Origin of the sequence: Alkalicoccus urumqiensis, from assembly GCF_002993335.1 — a bacterium.
In the GTDB taxonomy this organism is placed as follows: Bacteria; Bacillota; Bacilli; order Bacillales; family Salisediminibacteriaceae; genus Alkalicoccus; species Alkalicoccus urumqiensis.
Map to the genome: position 1 here is coordinate 45,741 of NZ_PVNS01000011.1, position 17,747 is coordinate 63,487.

Here is a 17,747-nt window from a genome sequence, read left to right on the forward strand (position 1 = left end):
CCTAATAAGGCCACAAAATCCTTATTTTATCCTAACACACCCCCTATACCATGTACATATAAGGAGCCGTTACGGAATCCACAGAAAGCAGGCCGGGTGCATCACCTGTGCCCCGGCCTGTGAAAACGACTTTTAAATGTAGCCTTTCTCTTTCATGGAAAAGTACCGTTTGTCCCCGATAATAATGTGATCGAGCATCTCCACCCCCATCGTCTTCCCGCAGGAGGCGAGCCGCTTTGTTACGTCAATATCCTCGGGACTCGGCTCCGGATTACCAGAAGGATGATTATGCAGACAGATAAACGCGGCACACGAGCAGCGGAGCGCTTCTCTGTATACTTCTCTCGGGTGGACGACGCTTGCGTTCAAACTGCCGATAAACAGCGTTTTCTTTTTGATGACAGCATTTTTCGTGTTCAAGTATAGTGCCGTGAAGTGTTCCTGAGTCAGATGGCGCATTTCCTCCATCATTAAGTCTGCCGCATCTGCCGGGGAGCGGATGATATCCGTCTCCTCCACTGAAAGCGACGCCATCCGGCTGCCGAGCTCGACAGCGGCAAGCAGCTGTACCGCTCTGGCTTCGCCGATGCCGTGAATCGTCATGCATTCCTCCACCGATGCCTGACGGAGCAGCTTCAGTCCATCAAAATGGTTCAGCACTTTCCCTGATAGTGTCAGAACAGACTCCCTCTTCGTTCCGGATCCGAGAAGCAGTGCTATAAGCTCCTGATTGGAAAGAGACTCCCTGCCATACTTCACCAGCCGCTCCCGCGGACGTTCCACTCTCGGAACATCCCGGATCATGAGACTTTCCTGCATCGCCATCTAAAACCTCCAGACGGGTTACTTCACCCCGTACGTTTTAAGCGCACGGGCAGCTCTGGCGACCGGGAGGCCCATCACCGCATAATAATCGCCGCGGATCTCCCTGACGAAGAGGGCACCTTTCCCCTGTATTCCGTAGGCACCAGCCTTATCCGCCGGCTCCTTTGTCTGTATGTACTGCTCTATATCCGAATCAGACAGGTCAAAAAAGTCCACCTCTGTCACTGCTGTAAACGTCTCCGTTTTCTCTGCTGACACAATGGCAGCGCCGGTATACACGTGATGCGTTTTTCCTGAAAGCATCCGGAGCATCGCCGCTGCATCGGTTTCATCCGCCGGCTTTCCAAGAATGTGGTCCTGCACCGCAACCACCGTATCCGAGCCGATTACGACGGCTTCCGGGTTCGCTGTGAAGACCGCACGTGCCTTTCTCAAAGCCAGAAGAACAGCCGCGTCCTCCGTTTTCACGTCCGCGGCCAGTTCTTCGGAAACATTGCTTGGAATCGTATCGAATGTAAAGCCGGCAAGCGTCAGCAGTTCCACCCTTCTCGGGGATTGGGACGCCAGTATGAGCTGCTTCATGCTCCCATCTCCTTTTTCATCGTTCTGATTCTCTTCCTGTTTCTCGTTCTGCTCAGCTGCTGGAAACAAAAAGAAGTGGTATGTAAAAACATACCACAACTTCACCTGAATGAACAGCAAAAGGAGAATATACGTTCTATTCCCTGAACGGGGACTCACGGTCGGGTGTCTCCGGATAATCGCGCACCGGCGCTTCCGGTTCGAGATCTTCCCGTGCCGGATAATAGAAGGACGATACCTGCACTTCAAAGAAAATATCCGACTGGCCGTCAAAGATCCTATCCTCATCCTGTCCCAGGAATAAAATGGACTCGATGTTTGTATACCGCTCGAGCGCATCGAGCTCCGCGAGAAAACGCTCCAGATGTTCATACGTATTCACTTTTAATTCAATCACGGCGGTCTGCTTCCGCACCCCGTTTAACGGCTCTTCCTGAACCGCTCCGTCCGGCAGGGTTTCATCCGTCTCCACTTCCCGGTCTTCCAGGTCGCTTTCGAGATCAACATCCTCCAGCTCGACATCGTCATCGGTCGCTGTCAGTTCTTCATCCTCTTCGATTTCCTCCCGGCGGACATCATCGATCGACTCACCTTGATCCTCTGCGCCGGTGGAAGGGCCGACTTCTACTGTTTCGTAGGCATACACCGGCTGATCATAGTCCATATATATATCCATAATCCGGATATCTGCCAGCTCTTCAGCCATGCTGATATCCATGAGGAACTGATCGGTCTGACGGACGACCGGCAGACGGCGCTGCAGATCGGTTGTCGATGCCATGCCGGACGCTTCTTCTTCTGCCTCCCGGAGCTGTCCTTCCAGCTCCTGAATATACGCATCCTCTGTCTCCGCTGCCTCTTCTGCATCAGCGGCACCAGTCCATTCCGGATGAACCGTATTGAAATACACGGCCGTAAGCGAGAGGACAACGAGCAGCAGGACGCCGAACGTCAGTAATTTCTGTTTGGCGGCAAACGTCATGGCAGATCCACCTCATCTTCCAGATCTTCGACTTCTTCCTCCGGCGGTTCAAAGCTCCGCACCGCATCCGGATGAAGCACGAGGTTCATCGTCGTGAAGTACTGCGGCAGATACTCTTCGTACCAGAAAATATCTTCCTCAAGCTCCTCTAAAATTTCCTCTCCAATGACGGTATCGAGCTCCGCGCGCTGTATAAGAGCAGAGGACTCCAGGCTGTTCTGGTAAAGAGCGACATCCGGCATACTCGTTGCGATCCATTCGATCTGGACATTGTCCGGGAACGAATAATCAAACAGGGTCATCGTGCCTTCCGGAGGCATCATGCGGACAGCCTCCTGCAGCACGACAGAGGCAGGAACGACTTTCTCGTCCAGCTCCTGAATGCGCGCCTCCAGCTCATCGTTATCACTATTCTGAAGCTCCTGAATCGTCCGCTCCAGTTCTGCAGCTTCGATACGCTTCTCCTGCAGCCTGTCTTCCGCCATCTCCCGGTCCTCGCCGAACTGCTGGCCGAGAAAAAAGAGGAGAAGGACGCCGAGCAGTCCCGCAGCCAGGATGAAAAAGACGGATTTTGGCACGGCTCCGGACCGTTTTCGTTTTTTCGGAAGTAAATTGATTTCTACAGGCATCGTTACACCTCTTTTTTCAATGCCAGACCTATGGCTGCATAATCTTTCGTCGTAATCGGCTGATTCTGCTTAGACTCCCAGTCGCTTTCCGCAAACAGCGCACACGGGAGGTTCAGCTGCTCTTTCAGCTCTTTCCGGAATTCTTTTATATACGGATGGTCGCCGCCGAGAACGATCTGCGACACCGGTTCACCGTCCTGCTGATACGTGTACTGATAATAGTTCAGCAGTTTGCCGAGCTCGTCAATGACATACCGCCACGAACGTTTAATTTCTTCGTCGGTTCCGCCCCAGGCAAGATCGTTCTCTCCGCCGGATTCCGATGGATACGTCCATTTATCCTCCGGCAGATCGAGAAGAATGGTCCGCATAATAAGAGGCAGATCATCCGAAAATATGCTTGCATGCACGTACGTCGGGGCAAGCTGCAGAATGAGTTTTTCCTGTTCCAATTCTCCGCTGTTCCGTTCATTGTAGAGCCTGTAGAGCGCAAGCGGTGAAAGATCCGCTGCTGCCGGCTTGACGCGCACTTCCCGGAGCAGCCGCGCAAGCGTCGTCACGGCGTTTTCCGGTGCAGCAAAGAGAAGAATTTCGCGTTCTTCTTCCGTCCGGCTGATTTCATGCCAGTCAAATACCGGATGTTCCATCGGCAGGTGCAGCTGATCCCCGAGCTGCATATACAGGTGACCGCGGATATCGTCATCGTCTACGGTAAGCGGGACGGTGTGCTTTCGTACGATCGACAGGGAATCCGGGATGGAGAAAAAGACTTTCCGGCCTTTCAGCTTCCACGCTTCGACGCACTCCTGAAGCACCGTTAACAGCGTGTCCACTTCTTTTACTTCCCCCTGGGAAAACACGCCCCTCGGCAGGTACCGTTCCTCCACCCGGACCACTTGATTAGCAGACCGGCCGTTCAGCCGGGCATAGCGGATCACGTGATCTGAAATTAACAGTGCGTGACGCGCACCACCGATATGTAAATCCATAAACAACCGCATCCTTTATGATAAAAATAAGGCTATGAGCATCCAGTAGCCGGTTAATAAATCTTCTGCAAAAAAGTAGGAAAGCAGCGCCCCCAGAGCGATAAACGGACCGAAGGGCACTTCGGTTTTCCGGTTCCAGCCGTTCTTCACAATGCCGAAAGCTGCAAACAGCAGCCCGCACAAAGCTGCGAGAAACAGCGACAGCAGTGTCGGTACGGTGCCGAGCACGAGCCCGATCACGCCGTACAGCTTAATATCCCCGCCGCCCATGCCGCCGCGGGAAGCCCAGGCGATAAACAGCAGCAGGAGAAATCCTGCCGCGGATCCAATCAGCGCGTCCCACCACGGCGAAAGCGGCGCTGTCGTCAGCCGGAGTAACAGCAGCGGCACGAGAAAAAACAGCAGAACGTTATTTAAGATCAGTTTTTTATACAGGTCACTGACGGTGCAGATGACGAGCAGGGAAATAAACAGGAGTGCCGTCACGAGTTCCGCGGAAAAGCCGAGTGCCCAGTAGGCATAAAAAAACAGCATGCCTGTCACAAGCTCCATCGCCGGATAAAGCGGCGAAATTCGCGTCCCGCAGCCGGCACAGCGCCCCCGCTGCCAGACGTACGACAGGACCGGGATCAGCTGCGCCGGCGAGAGTGTTCGGCCGCATTCCGGGCAGGCCGAGCGGGGCGACACAATCGACTCCCCCGCTGCCAGCCGGAGGCCGACGACATTATAAAACGATCCGAGCACGAGCCCGGCCGCGAATATGTATGTAGACCAGAACCATTCCATCGCCGACGCCTCCGTTACACTTATTTCCTATTATAGACGTTTTTGTACACCGGGGAAACAGAAAACCGAAACTCTCGCGTAATTCTTGCAGGACAAGGGCGGGAGAATCGAAAAAAGAGCCGCAGCAGCCGCTGCGGCGAAAGGAATATCAAACTGAATTTTGTTGAAGGGAATTGCTATTAAGCAATGTCACACATTCAGTTACTAAATTGAAAAGTTAATATTCCGATGATTCATCTTATTGATTCTGTACAAGTGCATCTCTACCATCTGTACGGATCTCACTGATTTCTGTTCCGCTAAAGTAACTTTCACTATCTTCACCAGTCATCGTAATCGTAAAAGAATCTGTATCAGCAGTATACTCAACATACGCTTCCTCATACGCAGCGTTGTCATTCATCGGATCGAGGAAGTCGTCTCCGAGGTATCCACCCTCATTGAGATCTATTTCATTACCGAAATTAGACGAGTTAGACATATCATTATCGTCGTTATTGTTTACATAGAGTGCGGTATCTTCCGTCACGTTCTCCCCGATCACGGCAAGTCTCGCTGCGTCGTGCAGGGTTTCGGCGTTGGCGACCTGGGCGTCCTCGCGGGAGTTCTCAATGATGCCGCCGATGCTTGGTACCGCGATGGCTGCGATGATACCGAGGATAACGACGACAGCCAGCAGTTCGACGAGTGTGAGACCTTTCTGGTTCTTTAACAGCTGTTTCAGTTTCTTCATACTTTCCACTCCTCTAAATATAATAGTGACAAATGACACCGGACTTTAGACTAAGTAAAGGCGTAAAAAGACCGGCTCTCCAACAAGTTTGAAAGCCGGTTGCACTACTCGCTCCAGCTTTGTCAAGTGCCCACATACGACAAAGCGTTCACAGCTCCTTCGTTTCTTCATAAATGCAAGTATACGTGCCTATCCGGGGGAGGCATAGAGACTTTTGGCTTAAATCCATTTGTTAAATGAATTTCTGTTGAAAATCCTGAGTCTTTTGCCTCTTAGTTTATGAGTACCCCGTCAACAATCTGTGTAAACCTGCCAATATTACTGAATCGTTTCAAAAATATCAAACATCGGAACGGCAATCGAGGCGACAATGATGCCGACGGCGACAGCGAGAAAAGCGATCAGCACCGGCTCCATCAGACTCTTCAGCCGTTCGGTGGACTCATCCACTTCCTGCTCGTAGAACTGCGCGATGCGGTCAAACATTTTATCGAGCGCTCCTGTCTGCTCTCCAACGCGCACCATCTGCGTGACGAGGGGCGGAAAAAACCAGTGGGCTTCCATCGGTCCTGCGACGGATTCGCCACGCTCCAGCGAATGTCTTGCATCCCGGATGACGCGGGCGAGCACTTCGTTGCCGGCTACGCGTTCCACAATGGACGCCGCGTGAAGCACCGGAACGCTGCTGGCAAACAGCGAGCTCCACGTTCTTCCCATCCTGGCAAGCGCCGCTTTTCGGAGTACGCCGCCGATAAAAGGCACTTTTAGCAGCGCGTAATCACGGTAATAGCGGACTTGTGGATTTCTGCCGGACATCGAGATAAGCACGGCCAGTGCAGCCGCAGCAAGCAGCAGAAGCCACCACCAGCTGGAGGCGATACCTCCGGCTGTGAGGACAAACTGCGTAATTGCCGGCAGTTCGGCGCCGAATCCGGAAAACATATCCGCGAATGCCGGAACGACGACCGCCAGTAGAAAGAAGACAACGGCAAATGCCGCGGTAGTTAAGATAATCGGATAGGCGAGCGCGGAAATGATTTTTTGCCGCAGCACGTACTGCTTCTCGTAGTAGGTGGCAAGCCGCTCCATCACCGTATCCAGGTTTCCGCCGGCTTCTCCTGCACGGATCATGTTTGTCATGAGTGCCGGGAAAAGGTGTCGCTGTTTCTCTGCCGCCTCGGAAAACGCACCGCCGTTTCGTATATCTGCTTCGAGTGCCGCCAGGGCTTCTTTCCAGAGACGCTTTTTCTGCTGATTTTTTAACAGGCGCACGCTGTCCACGAGCGTAATGCCTGCGTCAAGAAGGGTTGCCATCTGCCGCAGGAAAAGAACGAGCTCTTTCGGACGGGCCCGTTTGAACAGGGTGATGTCCTGGTACAGCCACCCTTCCAGCTGAATCACTTCTTTCACGTGAACATGCTTTTTTTCCAGTTTTTCTTTTGCTGCTTCTTTCGTCCCCGCCTTCATTTTTCCCTGAACCGGGGTGCCGGTGCGGTCGCGGCCATAGTATTGATAAAACGGCACGGCGGTGACCTCCTTTAGTCAATCAGATAATAGGCAGCACTTTCGCGCGTAATCGTCTTCTCCTCCACGAGGCGCTTGACGGACATTTCCATCGTATGCATGCCCTGGGCCCGGCCTGTCTGCATGACAGACGGAATCTGATGAATTTTTTCATTGCGGATCAGGTTTTTCACCGCACTGTTGTTTATAAGTACTTCCGTTGCGGCAGCGCGCCCGCTGTTATCGGCTTTTCGGAACAGACGCTGCGAAATGACGGCGCTCAGAACGGCCGCCACCTGAATCCGGATCTGATCCTGCTGGGCAGGCGGAAACACGTCGATAATACGGTCGATCGTCGACGGCGCATCGGTTGTATGCAGTGTTCCGAGAACAAGGTGCCCGGTTTCCGCTGCGGTAATCGCTGTACTGATCGTCTCCAGATCCCGCATTTCTCCGACGAGAATTACATCCGGATCCTGACGGAGTGCGGAGCGGAGACCGTTGGAAAACGACTGTGTGTCAAAGCCGATCTCCCGCTGGTCGATGACGGATTTCTCATGTTTATGAAGGTACTCGATCGGGTCCTCCAATGTGATAATGTGCCGGTTCACCGTCTCATTCATCCAGCGGATCATCGCTGCAAGCGTTGTCGATTTACCGGATCCGGTCGGCCCGGTAACGAGAACGAGTCCCTGCGGCTGTCCGGCAATCTGGCGAAGGCTTTCCGGCATGCCGAGATCCTGGAGCTTCGGGATCGATGTCGGTACAACCCGGACGGCAAGGCTGATGCAGGAGCGCTGAAAATACGCATTGACCCGGAAGCGGGATACGCCGCGGATCCCGTAGGAAAAATCCAGTTCTCCCTTTTTCTCAAATGATGCCCAGAGCGCTTCTGGAATCATCTTTTTTGCTACGGCTTCGGTGTCTGCCGGCAGCAGCTTCTCCTCATCGGCGCGGCGGAGCTCGCCGTTTACTCTGAATACCGGCGGCATGCCGACGGTCATATGTATATCCGAGGCGCCTTTTTCAAACGCCACGGTTAACAGTTCATCCACGCGGTCCATCTGCATCACTGCCTTCCTCTGCTGCATCGTTTTCTTCTGCGGCTACCCGCAGCACTTCTTCCATCGTCGTTTTCCCTTGAACAGCTTTAAGGAACCCGTCGTCAAGAAGGTAGAGCATATCGTTTTCAAGAAGGTGCTTGTGGATATCGGAGACCGGGGACTGATTCAGGACGAGGCGCCTGAGCTCGTCATCGATCGTCAAAACTTCGTGCACGGCCATCCTGCCTTTGTATCCACTGTCTGCGCAGCGTGAACAGCCGGTGCCGTAATACAGTTCATCGGCGTGCATCCCGCGTTTTGCGAGTGAACGGCGTTCTGTTTCGGACGGCGTATAGGATGCTCTGCAGTCCGGGCAGATCCGCCGGACGAGCCGCTGGCTGACGATGCCGCTTAACGAGGACATCACGAGGTACGGTTCCACGCCCATATCAATCAGGCGGGGGATCGTTGCAACGGCGCTGTTCGTATGTATCGTACTGAACACGAGGTGGCCTGTCAGGGAAGCCCGTACCGCGATTTCAGCTGTTTCGCTGTCACGGATTTCTCCGACCATCACGACATCCGGATCCTGACGCAGGATGGCCCGGAGGCCGCTGGAAAATGTCAGTCCGATATCCGGCTTTACCTGCATCTGGTTGATGCCCTCCATCTGATATTCCACCGGATCCTCCACGGTGATGATATTTTCTTCTGCCGTATTCCGGTGATGAAGCGCGGCATAAAGCGTCGTCGTCTTGCCGGATCCGGTCGGCCCGGTGATGAGCACCATACCGGAAGGCCGGCGCACGAATGAACGGAATGCTTTTTCGCTCCGCTTATTAAAATCGAGTTCGTCGATTTCTTTTACTGCCTCTGTCATATCGAGGACGCGGATGACGATTTTTTCGCCGTACACGGTCGGCATCGTCGAGATTCGCAGATCCACCGGCGTATTCTCAAGCGTCACTTTGACCCTTCCATCCTGAGGCAGACGGGTTTCCGTTATATTTAAATCCGCCATGATTTTAACCCTGGCGGTGACAGCATTCTGATGCTCTTTGGAAATCGAACGCTCTGTCTGCATGCGGCCGTCGATACGGTAGCGGACACTGAATCGTGTTTCCTGTGGATCGAGATGAATGTCACTTGCCTTTTTCTCCAGTGCGGCAACGATCGTCTGATTCACCATGCGGATGATGGGGGCTTCGGTTTCGTCGTCGGCCAGCTGGTTGGCAGAGGGGTTCTGCGGTTCATCCTGTTCCACAGAAAAAGAGGTAAAGTCCGAGGTGCTCTCGTTGTAATAGGTTTCCACTGCTTTCTCAATTTCCACACGGCTTGCGAGTACCGGTTCGATTTCAAATCCAGTCGCCATGCGGAGGTCGTCCAGCGCCATGTAGTCCATTGGATCACTCATCGCGACACGGAGACGCCGTTCATTTTTATCGAGTGGAAACAATCCGTTCCGCTCGGCAAATTCCTGGGAAACGAGTCTGGTCAGCTGGGTGTCCACAGGAACGTAGGCAAGCCGGACGCGGGGAATGCCGAGCTGGAATTCAAGTACTTCCAGCAGCTGTTCCTCCGAAATCAATCCGGCTTCTCTCAAAGCATCCCCCAGCTTTTTCGACCCTTTCGTCTTCACCGTTTCTTCTATTTCTTCCTTGGATAAAATCCCGGCTTCCACCAGGATATCTCCGAGCCTTCTGCGGTCCTGTGCCAAAATGGATGGCCTCCTTTTATTCCTCGCCTTTTACAGGGCGGTCTCCGTCATTCGATCCTCCGTTACCTCCGGAAGAGCTGCCGCCCCCCGTGGAGCCGCTGCCGGATGAATTTCCACCTCCGGAGCCCGAGGAACCGTTTCCGTTGGAGCCACTGCCGCCGCTCCCGGAAGACGAGCCGTTTCCATTACCGGAACTGCTGCCGGAACCGGATGAGCCGTTACCGGAACTGCCGGAGGAACCATTCCCGCCGGAGCCCGACCCGCTGCCGGACGAACCATTTCCGGAGCTTCCACCTGAAATGCTGCCGTTCCCGGAACCGCCCGAGGAACCGTTCGATCCGGAACCGCTCTCCGAATCATCTCCGTTGTTTTCTTCGTCATTTCCATTGCCGGAGCCAAAGTCAAAATCAAAGTCCGAATCGTTATCTGAGCCGTTATCGGAATCATTATCGGAATCGGAACCATTCCCGAAATCAAGGTCATCGTCCGGATCGGAGCCGAAATCAAAATCGGAGTCTCCGTCCGGTCCGTTCTCGAAATCCTCAAAATAATCTTCGGCGTTTTCCTCTAGCCAGTCCTCAAAATCGCCGGGCGCGCCTTCATCCAGCCAGTCGTTGAACGCATCGCCGCCGTTCTGGTCGAACCAGTCGTCATCTTCCTCCCACGGCACACGGTCGTCTTCTTCCAGCGGATCTTCCTCTTCTTCCTCTTCGTCCGGCTCGCGGACATAGATGGACCGCTCTTCCACAGCGTGAATCGGTGCATAGTAGTCCTCTGCTAAGATTTCTTCACCGATCGGCTCTGCATCCGGCTCACGCTGACTGTATGCAAGCGTTCTCGATGTCCGCGTGCGGAAACCATCCTCGCCGCGGTCTTCGATCGAGGCACTGCCTTCGTTTCTCGCTTTGGAGTAAACGATACGCGTGTCGGTGCCGACGCTGTCGGTCTCTTCGACCTGTACATCAATGTCATATGGAAATTCATAGCCGTACAGCGCGACTGTTAAGTCCGTACCGTTTGTTGTCAGCTGAATTTCATAAGAATAATCATTCGGGTTATAAAACTGAAAATCGCGCCTCTCCGGCTCCAGGTGCGCATCGAAACCGAGCGGCACACTGTCGAGCAGCGCATAGCGCTGATGGCGCTCCTCCACGGTAAAATTGGAAAACGACGACGCTTCAAAAACCGCTGAACCGACTGCTGCAAGAGCCTCTTCTTCTACATCGGCATCCTCCGGCAGATTCAGGTGGGACAGTACCGACACATCACTTTTACCTGGTACCGGAATCATATCAGAACCTGCAATAACCGCTTCCAGTTCCGGCGTCACCACTCCCGGACGGACAGCTTCCATCAGAATCTGTTCTTCGGGTTCAGCCTCGGCTGTCAAATGAGGATGCAGCATCCAGTTGACATCTCCCGGCGGCAGATCCCCCGCCTCCTCCTGAACGGTCAGTTGGAGGGATTCCACGTCTACTGCTTCTGTCATATCGTCACGAAATGAGAAGGAGTCCACCGCATCTTCCAGCGCCTGCCCATCCGCTGTCACGATCAGCCCGGAGCTGCGCGGCGTTTCTTCCTGAAGCAGACGGTCAATCGTCGGCTCTACAAGAAAAAGGACATCCTCCCTGTCAAGTGGAATTTCTTCATCATACCAGGTAAGAGACATACGTGTTTCTTCCTGCCAGTCTTCCAGTGCTTCTCTTACTGTCTCCACTGCTTCCGTCCGGTGCATTCCGGAAACGTCAACGCCTGCGACCGTTGTATCCTCCGCAAACTGATCCTCTTCAAATCCGATTTGATACATCAGCAGTCCGGTGTACGCAAACACGAGAATAAATGTCACGCTTCCGGCCAGGATCAGAAACGCTGCTGCAAACCATTGTTTCATTGACATACCCGCAGGCCCTCCTACTTCTTCTCTTCTTCTTCCATTTCCTCAAACAGACGCTGTCTGCGTGACAGAGCCGTATCTTCCTCCGCCTCTTCTTCCTCACCGCTTCCGCTCGTTTCCTCTGCAAGCGGGCGGCGGTCCGACGTGTCATAATACGCTTCCTCTTCTTCAGAAGCAGGCATCTCTGCTGCTTCCTGTTCTTTACTTTCCGATTCCCGGCCGCTGTCTGTATCTTCTTCCGGAGCCGGTCCGGCAGTCTCCGTCTGATCTGCTGACGCTTCCTCTTCCGGCTGTTCTTCCGTTTCCGTCCCGCCTTGCGGGGCGTCCTCTGCTTCCTCAGCCATTTCTTCTCCGCCTGAATCTTTCAGTCTTGCTGCTGTAAGGTATGAAGCTGCGAGCGCCAGAATAATAAGACCGATAACGGCCGCCCACCACGGATACTGCTGAAAGCCCCAGTAACCAGCGTAAGCAAATGCTGCAGCCACTGTCACCAGAAGTGCTGTTATTTTTCTGGGAAAGACAGAAGGAATAAGCAGCATGATACCTAAAAGCAGCACGTATGCTGCCGCGATTAATATGTACATCAAAAGAAACCAGCCTCCCGACTGTTAAAAACTTGTATGCTATCCTTTTATTTTATCTCAGGGAGGGTGGGAAGAAAAGGATTATTCCTTCCCTGCACCGTTATTCCTCATTTCGATTAGCTTCGGGCGCAGAAATGAAGCAAAATCGTGCGAGCCGAGAATAAGCAGCGGGCGCTTCCCAGCGTAGGTTTTCACCCACTGAACAGGATCGTCCGTGCAGGGAAGATCCGGGAACATATCTTTCCATTCACTGCATGTCTGCGCCCGTGGAGACGGCCACGAGGCAGCCGTCAATTTCCCGCACGACTCCAGCATGGCGATCATACCCGCTGCATCTTTATCTTTCATACAGGCAAAAAGAATCAGGCGGTCCGGATGCTGTGGAAGTGCTGAAGTGACGGCGTTCACTGCTTCCGGATTGTGGGCGGTATCCAGCGTAACGCCGGGCAGAACCTCCTCGGAGCGTCCTGGTAGAACGGCCTTGGATAGATGCTTCGGCGCAGCGATACTTCCTGTATGGATGCAGGCGGTATAGGCAAGCGCCGCATTGGAAGCCTGATGTCTGCCGGAAGCCGGCAATGTTACCGATTCTCCATCGATGGTCAGCCTGTCCGGAGCCTCCCACTCCCAGGAAACCGGCGGCGTCCAGACAGCTCCTGCCGATTCCGCTTCTTCTTTGAGCCAAACGAGGGCCTCTTGATCTGCGCTGCATATAGCCGGAACCCCTTCTCTGAAGATGCCGGCCTTATGCCGTGCTGCTGTCTCCCTGCTTCCGCCGAGGTAGGTCAGATGGTCGGAACCGATGGAAGTGATAACGGCAGCTGAAGGATGCTCAATCACGTTCGTCGCATCCAGCTTCCCTCCCATCCCGGCCTCCACAATAAGAACATCCGGCTGTTTTTCCCGGGCAGCGTAATAAAAAACGGTCGTCGTCAGTTCAAACGGTGTCATCATGCCGAACTGCTTCTCTGTCTCCTCCACAGCGGGAAGGACCTCATCCACCCACCGTGCGAACGTCTCTTCATCCGGCGCACGGCCGCACCAGCGGAACTGTTCCTCCCTTCCGCTGAAGGAAGGGGAAATAAACGTCCACGTTGTACACGTCTCCTTTAAGAGCGCCTCCATGTAAGCTGCTGTCGACCCTTTCCCATTCGTTCCGGCAATATGGACCGCTTTTCCGGTATTCTGGGGGTTTCCAAGCAGCTCCAGCACTTTTCTCATCCGGTCCAGATCGTAGCGGATGCCTGCTTTCTGTCGTTTTTCAAACGCTTCCATCGAAGGTCCTCCTTTCCCATGAATCAATCGCTCGCCTTGCTCTCCTGCTGCTGCTCGATTACGATAGGAGAAACGATGATATCTGTACATAGTGTATCGGGAGGATATAAAAATGACAATCCGCAATGCATGGCTCATCTACAACAGCAGCCTGCAGTCAGAAAAATTTCTAGATGCTGCCTTTCGACTGAAGGCTGCTGCCGCAAAGCGGCAGATTGAACTGACCCTTTTGGCAAACGATGAATTGCTGTCGTCGACAGACGGCGTGCTGATCCCGGAAAACCTGCCGGAAGAACCGTCGTTTATTCTGGCCGCAGATAAAGATATCCTCCTTCTCCGTCAGCTGGAGGAGGCCGGACACACGGTGATCAATTCCTCCAGGGCGGTGCAGTGCTGCGATGATAAACGATGGATGCATGCGGCACTCGCGCGTGCAGGGATCCGGCAGCCGAAAACGATTTTTGCGCCGATGGTGTATAAAGGGATCGGCAGAAGCAGCGTGGATTATGTAAAAAAAGCCGGGCGGGTCCTCGGCTTTCCCCTGGTGGTAAAAGAAGCATTCGGCTCGTTCGGCCGTCAGGTGTACTGGATCCGTTCGGAGGAGGAGCTTCTTTCAAAAACCGAAGAGCTGGATGACGCCCCGCACCTGTATCAGGAGGCGATTATGGAAAGTTACGGCGTGGATATCCGGCTGAATGTTGTCGGTGGACGTGCAGTGGCCGGCATGAAGCGCACATCGACCGGTGACTTCCGGGCGAACATGACGCTCGGCGGAAGCGCTGTACCGTATGATTGGTCAACAGAGGAGGAAGATCTCGCAGTAACAGCGGCCCGTGCATGCGGCGCAGAATTTGCCGGTGTCGATCTGTTCGTGACGGCCGCTGGTCCAATTCTGTGCGAAGTCAATTCCAATCCGCACCTGCGGACGATGGAAGAAACGACAGGCGTCTCTGTAGAGGATAAGATGATGACTTATCTGTCGGAAGAAAGGAGCTTTTCATGAAGGGATGTCTACTTTACCGCCGTGAAGATGTAACACGGAATGAAGCGTTCATCGAGCTGCTGCTGACACACGGCACAGAAGCGGGACTCGACATTTCCGTTGAAACGTACGAATCCTTTGCGATGCACATGCCGGAACAGCCGTTTTTACTGTCAGACGGCAGCCGTCCGGAGTTTCTGATCAACCGTTCGTGCTCGCCGTGGGTGAATGAAGCCGCCGAATACGCTGGCATCCGCGTCTTTAACGAAAGCCGTGCTGCCAGAACAGCCAATGATAAACGGCTCAGCCATGCACTTGCAGCAGAAGCCGGAATGCCGATGCTCCCGAGTACGGCGCTGCACCGGGAAGCCCTGAACTACATGACACCTTCCTATCCGTTCGTCGTAAAAGATCCGATGGGACGCGGGGGCACCGGTGTGGAATGGATTTCCAGACCCCAGCAGCTCTCAGCGCCCCACCTGCCGGAAGAAATGCTCATGCAGCCTGTAGGCGGACAGCGCGGGAAGGATCTCCGTGTTTATATCGTCGGCGGAAACATCGCCGGAGCTGTCCTCCGTGAGTCCACCTCTGATTTTAAAGCAAACGTATCTTTTGGGGCGAACGCAAGAATGTATGATTTATCCGAAGAGGAAAAGGCATGGATCACCCGCCTGACCGACCGGCTGTACCTGGATTTCGCCGGCATCGATTTCCTGATCGCAGAAAACGGCACCCTCCTGTTCAATGAAATGGAGGATGCCGTAGGATGCCGGAGTCTATATCAGAACAGCAGCATCGATATAGCAGAACTGTTTATTCGTCACGTGGCGGAAACAGTTTTTCGTTGAGGGCATAAATGACGGCCTGCGTCCGGTCGTGGACGTCCAGTTTCATAAGAATGTTAGTGACGTGCACCTTCACGGTCTTCAGCGCAATGTAAAGACGGTCGGCAATCTCCTGGTTGCTCAGCCCCTCACTCATCAGTTTAAGCACTTCTCTCTCCCGCGCGGTCAGCTGATCGTGCGGTTTTTCTTTCTGCGTCCGCATCCGCTGCATCACCTTCGTCTGCACAGCCGGTTCCAGTACTGACCGGCCGCGGTATGTATCCCGGACCGCTTCAGCAATCTCTCCGGCACGCGACGTTTTCAGCATATAGCTGAGCGCTCCGGCCTCAAGAGCAGGGTACACCTTATCATCATCCACAAAGCTCGTCATAATTAATATTTTCGCTTCCGGCCATTCTTCTGTGATGCGGCGCGTTGCCTCAATGCCGTCCACCGGTTCCATCACCAGATCCATCAGCACCACGTCCGGCCGGTGCTTCATAACGAGCGTGTACGCCTCCTCCCCGTTTCCAGCTTCAGCCACCACTTCGATATCCTCCTGCGAGCGGAGATAGGAGCCTATACCGATGCGGACCATTTCATGATCATCTGCAAAAACGACGCGTATCATTGGTCTCCTCCTTCCAGAACCGGAATCTGAACATCAATTCGAGTTCCCTCTCCGGGTACACTGATTACTTTCATCCGTCCGCCGACTTCTTCTGCGCGTTCTTTCATCGTGTGGATGCCGTAGGAGCCGAATGTATCCTCCCCGACGGTAAAGCCGCGTCCGTTGTCGGTGATCTGGAGCACTGCTTTTTGATCCCGGACGCCGAGCAGCACTTCCAGCTCCTGGGCTTCCGCGTGCCTCAGGCAGTTTGACACAGCTTCCTGGATAATGCGGAACAGGTGATCCTCCGCCCCTTTATCGACCGCCACTTCTTCAATGCTGCTCGTAATGTGCAGCGGCACTTTCTGCGACAAGTCCTGCAGCAGCTCCTCTACCCCCTGCCGGAGCGTTTTGTTTTTCAGCGCCGCCGGCCGGAGATGAAGCAGGAGCGCTCTCATTTCCAGCTGCGACTGGTTGATCATTTTTTCTATCATGTGAAGTTTCTCTGCAAGCTCCGGTCCGGGCCTGGATTCGTTCACCGCCGCGATCATCATCGACGCAGCAAACAGCTGCTGACTGACAGAATCATGCAGCTCTCTTGCAAGCCGTGTCCGCTCCTGAATGACAACTTCCTGCAGGCTTTTTTCCCGCTCCTCCGCTTTCTCTGAAGCGAGCTGCCTCGCCCGCTGCGTGAGCCGGTCCATCCGTTCCTGTAGAAGCGCAATTTTTTGATGGAGCGGGTCGGTTTCGCTCTGAGCCGCTGCCCCTTCGAGTGCAGCGTCGAGCCTTGCCTCCACCGCCTGCTCGCGCTTCTGCCACAGCCGGGTGGCGCTGATGCCGAGAAGGCTGAGTGTGACGAGAATAACAAGAAGACTGAACAGGAAAAACGGCATGCCGAATATGCTTGTTGACCATAAAAGAGAGAAAGTGGCCTGCTCAAATGAGAAGACGGCTGCAGCAGTCAGCAGCAGCACCGCCCCGGTAAGAAGGCTTCCCGAAAGTAAAAGCCATCTGCGCATCCAGCTCATATCCGCCTCACCTCCACATCGCCAAGCAGCATGGAGGTAATAATTTTCACACGGTTTTTCGCTGTGTCATACCCTTCTGTCTGGTAATGCACCGAGGCATTCCAGAGTGTACCTTCCTCCTGATCAAGGAGGTGAAGCCTTCCATATACTACACTGTGAACCACCTGCAGTTCCACGTTATACGGCACGAGTATCTCCACTCTTCCGACGAGGTGCCGGACCGACACCACACACGTATCTCGGAGAACGGTGTTGCTTAAATCGATCCGTTTTGTTCCAACACCCGTCTGAAGATGTATATCCCGGAATCCGTAAGCTTCATGAGGCGTCTCCTGCCTGCCGAACAGCTGCGGTTTTAACAGAGGCTCTTTGTAAAGAAGCCCGCCGGCCGGCGTTTCAGACGGCATCGGCGTAAGGCTTTCCGGTTTCTTTTTCTGCTTCCGGTACTCCAGCAGCAGGAGCACGAGGACGGCCAGCAGGAAAAACTGCACGGCGAACAGGCTTAACAGTTGAAACAGCAGGCCGACGACGCCGACCCACATAAGAATTTTTCCGAACGTCGACGCATACTCTCTCCATCCAAAATAGACGAACGCGCCGAGAACCGCTGCGCCGATAAGCATTTCCGGGCCGCGGGCAAGCATCTCCAGAAAGAGAAACAGGAGCGTCAGCAGGATTACCGCCCTGAGACGCTCGGCAGGGATTTGTTTCAGCATAACGCTCCTCCTTCCGAAATGACATCTTTTCTCAGCATAGCATGT

The 17,747-nt window shown here is 54.0% G+C and carries 18 protein-coding genes and 1 riboswitch; of the genes, 2 read left to right on the plus strand and 16 right to left on the minus strand.

Annotated elements, in window-relative coordinates:
• Window positions 1–132 precede the first annotated feature (132 nt).
• The 13 genes from radC to C6I21_RS12195 form a co-directional block, all read right to left on the minus strand.
• Window positions 133–825: a RadC family protein gene (gene radC / locus C6I21_RS12135; RefSeq protein ID WP_105959751.1), complete on the minus strand. Its 693-nt coding sequence runs from the start codon at window positions 823–825 to the stop codon at window positions 133–135.
• A gap of 18 nt (window positions 826–843) precedes the next feature.
• Window positions 844–1,407, minus strand: a complete 564-nt coding sequence (locus C6I21_RS12140) for a Maf family protein (RefSeq protein ID WP_105959824.1) — start codon at window positions 1,405–1,407, stop codon at window positions 844–846.
• A gap of 136 nt (window positions 1,408–1,543) precedes the next feature.
• Window positions 1,544–2,389 (minus strand): hypothetical protein, encoded by an 846-nt coding sequence (locus tag C6I21_RS12145; RefSeq protein WP_105959752.1) that lies wholly within the window; start codon window positions 2,387–2,389, stop codon window positions 1,544–1,546.
• Window positions 2,386–3,018 (minus strand): hypothetical protein, encoded by a 633-nt coding sequence (locus tag C6I21_RS12150; protein WP_105959753.1) that lies wholly within the window; start codon window positions 3,016–3,018, stop codon window positions 2,386–2,388. The genes C6I21_RS12145 and C6I21_RS12150 overlap by 4 nt, the downstream gene beginning before the upstream one ends.
• A gap of 2 nt (window positions 3,019–3,020) precedes the next feature.
• Entirely contained in the window at window positions 3,021–4,007 is a 987-nt protein-coding gene (pilM, locus tag C6I21_RS12155; RefSeq protein WP_181186233.1) for a type IV pilus biogenesis protein PilM, read from the minus strand.
• Window positions 4,008–4,022: 15 nt separating this feature from the next.
• Entirely contained in the window at window positions 4,023–4,793 is a 771-nt protein-coding gene (locus C6I21_RS12160) for a prepilin peptidase (RefSeq protein ID WP_105959755.1), read from the minus strand.
• 238 nt (window positions 4,794–5,031) lie between these two features.
• Complete coding sequence (locus tag C6I21_RS12165) at window positions 5,032–5,526, minus strand: pilus assembly FimT family protein (RefSeq protein ID WP_105959756.1); 495 nt, start codon at window positions 5,524–5,526, stop codon at window positions 5,032–5,034.
• A gap of 84 nt (window positions 5,527–5,610) precedes the next feature.
• Window positions 5,611–5,694: riboswitch (cyclic di-GMP riboswitch) on the minus strand.
• Window positions 5,695–5,844: 150 nt separating this feature from the next.
• Window positions 5,845–7,050, minus strand: coding sequence for a type II secretion system F family protein (locus C6I21_RS12170; protein WP_105959757.1), 1,206 nt, complete (start codon window positions 7,048–7,050; stop codon window positions 5,845–5,847).
• 14 nt (window positions 7,051–7,064) lie between these two features.
• Window positions 7,065–8,120 (minus strand): type IV pilus twitching motility protein PilT, encoded by a 1,056-nt coding sequence (locus tag C6I21_RS12175; RefSeq protein WP_245411633.1) that lies wholly within the window; start codon window positions 8,118–8,120, stop codon window positions 7,065–7,067.
• Window positions 8,077–9,789, minus strand: coding sequence for a GspE/PulE family protein (locus C6I21_RS12180; RefSeq protein ID WP_105959758.1), 1,713 nt, complete (start codon window positions 9,787–9,789; stop codon window positions 8,077–8,079). Before C6I21_RS12180 ends, C6I21_RS12175 begins: the two co-directional genes overlap by 44 nt.
• Before the next feature lie 16 nt (window positions 9,790–9,805).
• Window positions 9,806–11,686: a VanW family protein gene (locus C6I21_RS12185; RefSeq protein ID WP_105959759.1), complete on the minus strand. Its 1,881-nt coding sequence runs from the start codon at window positions 11,684–11,686 to the stop codon at window positions 9,806–9,808.
• A 14-nt stretch (window positions 11,687–11,700) separates the two neighbouring features.
• Window positions 11,701–12,270 carry a hypothetical protein gene (locus C6I21_RS12190; RefSeq protein ID WP_142393263.1) on the minus strand — a complete coding sequence of 190 codons (570 nt, stop codon included), beginning with the start codon at window positions 12,268–12,270 and terminating at the stop codon, window positions 11,701–11,703.
• A gap of 78 nt (window positions 12,271–12,348) precedes the next feature.
• Window positions 12,349–13,542, minus strand: a complete 1,194-nt coding sequence (locus tag C6I21_RS12195) for a bifunctional folylpolyglutamate synthase/dihydrofolate synthase (RefSeq protein ID WP_181186234.1) — start codon at window positions 13,540–13,542, stop codon at window positions 12,349–12,351.
• 112 nt (window positions 13,543–13,654) lie between these two features.
• Here C6I21_RS12195 and C6I21_RS12200 point away from each other — a divergent pair, with 112 nt between their 5' ends.
• On the plus strand, window positions 13,655–14,545 hold the full coding sequence (locus C6I21_RS12200; protein ID WP_105959761.1) for an ATP-grasp domain-containing protein: 891 nt from the start codon (window positions 13,655–13,657) through the stop codon (window positions 14,543–14,545).
• Complete coding sequence (locus C6I21_RS12205; protein WP_105959762.1) at window positions 14,542–15,372, plus strand: ATP-grasp domain-containing protein; 831 nt, start codon at window positions 14,542–14,544, stop codon at window positions 15,370–15,372. Before C6I21_RS12200 ends, C6I21_RS12205 begins: the two co-directional genes overlap by 4 nt.
• On the opposite strand, the gene C6I21_RS12210 is transcribed toward C6I21_RS12205, so the two are convergent.
• Genes C6I21_RS12210 through liaF form a run of 3 tightly spaced genes read right to left on the minus strand, consistent with a single transcriptional unit; the run spans window position 15,338 to window position 17,702 of the window.
• A complete protein-coding gene (locus C6I21_RS12210) occupies window positions 15,338–15,979 on the minus strand; it encodes a response regulator transcription factor (protein WP_105959763.1) in 642 nt (213 codons plus the stop codon). The genes C6I21_RS12205 and C6I21_RS12210 overlap by 35 nt on opposite strands.
• The gene (locus C6I21_RS12215; protein WP_105959764.1) at window positions 15,976–16,986 is read right to left on the minus strand and encodes a sensor histidine kinase; all 1,011 of its coding nucleotides are present in this window, start codon (window positions 16,984–16,986) and stop codon (window positions 15,976–15,978) included. Before C6I21_RS12215 ends, C6I21_RS12210 begins: the two co-directional genes overlap by 4 nt.
• Window positions 16,983–17,702: a cell wall-active antibiotics response protein LiaF gene (gene liaF / locus C6I21_RS12220; protein ID WP_105959765.1), complete on the minus strand. Its 720-nt coding sequence runs from the start codon at window positions 17,700–17,702 to the stop codon at window positions 16,983–16,985. The genes C6I21_RS12215 and liaF overlap by 4 nt, the downstream gene beginning before the upstream one ends.
• Between the last annotated feature and the right edge of the window lie 45 nt (window positions 17,703–17,747).

Bases quoted from the DNA above. Each gene is read 5' to 3' on its own strand.
- C6I21_RS12150 (WP_105959753.1), bottom strand. From the start codon at position 3,018: ATGCCTGTAGAAATCAATTTACTTCCGAAAAAACGAAAACGGTCCGGA.
- C6I21_RS12205 (WP_105959762.1), top strand. From the start codon at position 14,542: ATGAAGGGATGTCTACTTTACCGCCGTGAAGATGTAACACGGAATGAA.
- C6I21_RS12140 (WP_105959824.1), bottom strand. From the start codon at position 1,407: ATGAAGCAGCTCATACTGGCGTCCCAATCCCCGAGAAGGGTGGAACTG.
- C6I21_RS12215 (WP_105959764.1), bottom strand. From the start codon at position 16,986: ATGAGCTGGATGCGCAGATGGCTTTTACTTTCGGGAAGCCTTCTTACC.
- pilM (WP_181186233.1), bottom strand. From the start codon at position 4,007: ATGGATTTACATATCGGTGGTGCGCGTCACGCACTGTTAATTTCAGAT.
- liaF (WP_105959765.1), bottom strand. From the start codon at position 17,702: ATGCTGAAACAAATCCCTGCCGAGCGTCTCAGGGCGGTAATCCTGCTG.
- C6I21_RS12160 (WP_105959755.1), bottom strand. From the start codon at position 4,793: ATGGAATGGTTCTGGTCTACATACATATTCGCGGCCGGGCTCGTGCTC.
- radC (WP_105959751.1), bottom strand. From the start codon at position 825: ATGGCGATGCAGGAAAGTCTCATGATCCGGGATGTTCCGAGAGTGGAA.
- C6I21_RS12145 (WP_105959752.1), bottom strand. From the start codon at position 2,389: ATGACGTTTGCCGCCAAACAGAAATTACTGACGTTCGGCGTCCTGCTG.
- C6I21_RS12200 (WP_105959761.1), top strand. From the start codon at position 13,655: ATGACAATCCGCAATGCATGGCTCATCTACAACAGCAGCCTGCAGTCA.
- C6I21_RS12165 (WP_105959756.1), bottom strand. From the start codon at position 5,526: ATGAAGAAACTGAAACAGCTGTTAAAGAACCAGAAAGGTCTCACACTC.
- C6I21_RS12175 (WP_245411633.1), bottom strand. From the start codon at position 8,120: ATGCAGCAGAGGAAGGCAGTGATGCAGATGGACCGCGTGGATGAACTG.
- C6I21_RS12195 (WP_181186234.1), bottom strand. From the start codon at position 13,542: ATGGAAGCGTTTGAAAAACGACAGAAAGCAGGCATCCGCTACGATCTG.
- C6I21_RS12210 (WP_105959763.1), bottom strand. From the start codon at position 15,979: ATGATACGCGTCGTTTTTGCAGATGATCATGAAATGGTCCGCATCGGT.
- C6I21_RS12185 (WP_105959759.1), bottom strand. From the start codon at position 11,686: ATGTCAATGAAACAATGGTTTGCAGCAGCGTTTCTGATCCTGGCCGGA.